Raw genomic sequence first — 2,716 nt, 5'->3', positions numbered from 1 at the left:
GCTCAGAAATTTCTGCCAAATATTCCGACCCCATATGGGCATTCGGTCCCGCATTGACATCGCCTTCGTTCCGCTAGAATGATCCTGAAAAAATCAGTGCAGAGGACGACATGCCGATAACACAGCTAGCTAACGGCACCTTCGAACCTGAAGAGATAGCCGTTCTCCAGGAAATGTTCGATCAACTCTGTTCGCTGCGTGGGATCACCCGCCGAAGCCCTGAAGCTACCACAGCCGCCGAAAGCCTAATGGGAGCATACCAATCCGGGCTTCGCGGCGATGAACTGCTTCAGGCCCTCGCGCCGAAATAGGCGCTGCTCTAAATCTCTTCAGGCAATCCTTCGGGGGAACCATTAAGGTCACCAAAGGGTTGGGCTCGGTGCTAACCGTGTGGGCTGACCATGGAAGAGCTTTCTCCCGAGCAACAGCAGGCTACATCGCGTCTCATTCGGACGTGGATTACTTCAGAGACACTGCGCCATCAAATCCGCCAACTGCTGAACCTCCCAGTGGATTGGGATATGTCCGAGCAGCATCGGTCCATGCTTGACGAGTTAGATCGGAAACGCAACGAATGACCTCATGGCACAGCAGAGGTACGACCTAAGGCAAGACCCAATGGAACCATTTATCGGACAATAAGTTAAAGGCGCCAGGACTCGTGGGGACTCCCTGATGACGAAGCGTGACAAAGCCGGTCACAAGACCGTTGCCGACCATCTGCTGGAGCTGATCCGAAACGAGGACAACCGCCACCAGGTTCAGCAGGCCTTCGGGCTGGAAGTTGACCCTGAGTTACCACCAACTCTAGCCTCATTGCTCGACGCCATTGAAGAGGCTCATCAGGAAACCCTAAATTACCCTGATGAGGCAGTTGAGGTACGACCTGAGGAGAGACCCAGACGGGACCTGGACGGTGTTCGACGTGTTCACCGGGCAGCCGGTTTCGCCTGATGGTTGGCCAGCGATAGGCCTCAATAGGGAATATGCGGACGATCTCGTAGACCTACTGAATGCCGAAGACCTCAAGTGCAGGCTCTCCCACCGTAGGTTCATCTGATGGAACTCCATTGGTTCAGCCCTGTGGTCCCCGTCAGAACCGAGAAGGTCGGCATCACGCTGGGCGTCAGCAACGTCGAGACCGCCGCTGAGGAACTCATGAAGTGGCCCGAGAAGGGACCGAAGTGGAACAAGGCGGTGCAGCTCTGCATCGACTGCTTCGAGGACCGAGCGTCACCCCAGGATGTCCAGAAGGCCTTTGAGGAGGCTGCTAAGGAGCAGGGGATGCTTCGGTCTTTGTAGGTGGTCTCCTGACTACGGCAGTCTCCCTAAGCACCCTCGGCCACACCAAAGAGAGAACTGCTAGGGCAGCTCTGCATGGACGACTTTGAGGACCAATGCGTCTACTGCGAAAGAACAGGGGTTCTCATGAGCGGCCGGGTGGCTGTCCAATAGCTATATCGGTAAAGACTCGGTAGGCTGCCTGAATGCTGACCAAGAGCGAACTACTCGAAATGGGTCCGGACGCGAGAGCATTCTATCTAATTGGTGCATTTATGGGCTATTTCGCACTTCTTGAGGCTGGCATCGGAGACGCTCTGGGAGAGGTGCTTGGCGTCAGTGGTGCCCGCCGTGTCATCATCAATAGAAACATGGGTTTCGATGAGAAGATCAAAACTCTGCGTACGCTGGTTGATCACTTTATCTCTGATCGAAGTCTAGCGGCGAAATTCGATGAACTGGCAAAGCAGGCCAGGAAGTGCGGTGAGCTTCGCAATATCGTTGCTCACACGCCATTTCGAGCTAGCAGCGTATCTGATGGGGTTGAGTTCTTCCGGGTGTCGGCGAATAGCAAGCTTGAGTGGCCCGCCACAGATTGGTCCACAGGCACACTCCTTAGCCACATCGACAACATCAACAAGATCGATAACGAATTAAGACTGATCGAAGGCCGGATGCAGCTTCAACGTATCGCGGAAGCTTTAATGCGTGAGCCTGACGGTAAAGGGTCTGCTCCGACCGGTGGTGGGCTACTGGGGCTCGGCGGGCTCTTTGGACTGGGCTCGATCTCTCCCGAGGGAGAAGATCATCCGAGCGCCGGTTAACGCAAGCCGGGTTTGCCTCGTGTGATAGAGCCGCGCTCCTAAGTATCTGTGCCCCGGTCACACCTTAGAAGAACTAAGGGGACCAAAGAGGTAGGCTTATCGGGATACGATTTCTACAAGCGCTTGGGAAGAGCGGAAAAGAAGCTCGCATGTGATGCGGCCAAGAACTAAGGACAGCGATGCTCAATCCTGATGATTGGAAGTTAGCAATCGAAGACGCGCGCTTCAGGCACAACGCTTTGGTTGGTCTAATTATAGCCTCAGATAATCAAGCCTTGGCCTTGATGCGACTTTTCCTGACCGTGGCCACTGCCACTGGTGCGGGTTTGCGTCGGTAATCGTCCCCCACACTTTGATCCAGACCCCACTCGCGTGGTCGCTAGCAGCCGCTACGCTCGCCATGGTTTATTCGGCTTGGCAGTGCTTCCGCGTAATCAGTCCTCGGATCATAAATCTTCCCGGTAGGGGTGCCGACTTCTGGCTCTGGGCAGCAGATGCCACGGGGACCCGTGAGGAAGTCTTCCGGCAATACCTCAAGGTCCTCGCTGAAAAGCACGAGATCAATAAATCTGTCAACGAAAGCCAAGCCTCAGCTCTGCGATGGGCAAAGC

4 protein-coding genes are annotated in these 2,716 nt (G+C 55.1%); all 4 read left to right on the top strand.

The window, feature by feature from the left end; all coding sequences use genetic code 11:
- Positions 1–675: 675 nt before the first annotated feature.
- Positions 676–954, top strand: a complete 279-nt coding sequence (locus EN939_RS38225) for a hypothetical protein (protein WP_164748846.1) — start codon at positions 676–678, stop codon at positions 952–954.
- Positions 955–1,059: 105 nt separating this feature from the next.
- Complete coding sequence (locus EN939_RS28700) at positions 1,060–1,302, top strand: DUF982 domain-containing protein (protein WP_127271076.1); 243 nt, start codon at positions 1,060–1,062, stop codon at positions 1,300–1,302.
- Between the two features lie 185 nt (positions 1,303–1,487).
- A complete protein-coding gene (locus EN939_RS28695) occupies positions 1,488–2,105 on the top strand; it encodes a hypothetical protein (RefSeq protein WP_127271074.1) in 618 nt (205 codons plus the stop codon).
- 400 nt (positions 2,106–2,505) lie between these two features.
- Positions 2,506–2,716: hypothetical protein (locus EN939_RS38670; RefSeq protein ID WP_206528362.1), on the top strand; the 211-nt coding region annotated here is incomplete at its 3' end.

The organism is Mesorhizobium sp. M7A.F.Ca.CA.002.05.1.1, from assembly GCF_003998335.1.
Classification (GTDB): Bacteria; Pseudomonadota; Alphaproteobacteria; order Rhizobiales; family Rhizobiaceae; genus Mesorhizobium.
The sequence above is the reverse complement of the archived record's forward strand: the minus strand, read 5'-3'. Positions and strand labels throughout refer to the sequence as shown.

What these genes read in the sequence shown, in the direction of transcription:
- EN939_RS38225 (WP_164748846.1), top strand. Translation starts at nt 676, where the DNA reads ATGACGAAGCGTGACAAAGCCGGTCACAAGACCGTTGCCGACCATCTG.
- EN939_RS28700 (WP_127271076.1), top strand. Translation starts at nt 1,060, where the DNA reads ATGGAACTCCATTGGTTCAGCCCTGTGGTCCCCGTCAGAACCGAGAAG.
- EN939_RS28695 (WP_127271074.1), top strand. Translation starts at nt 1,488, where the DNA reads ATGCTGACCAAGAGCGAACTACTCGAAATGGGTCCGGACGCGAGAGCA.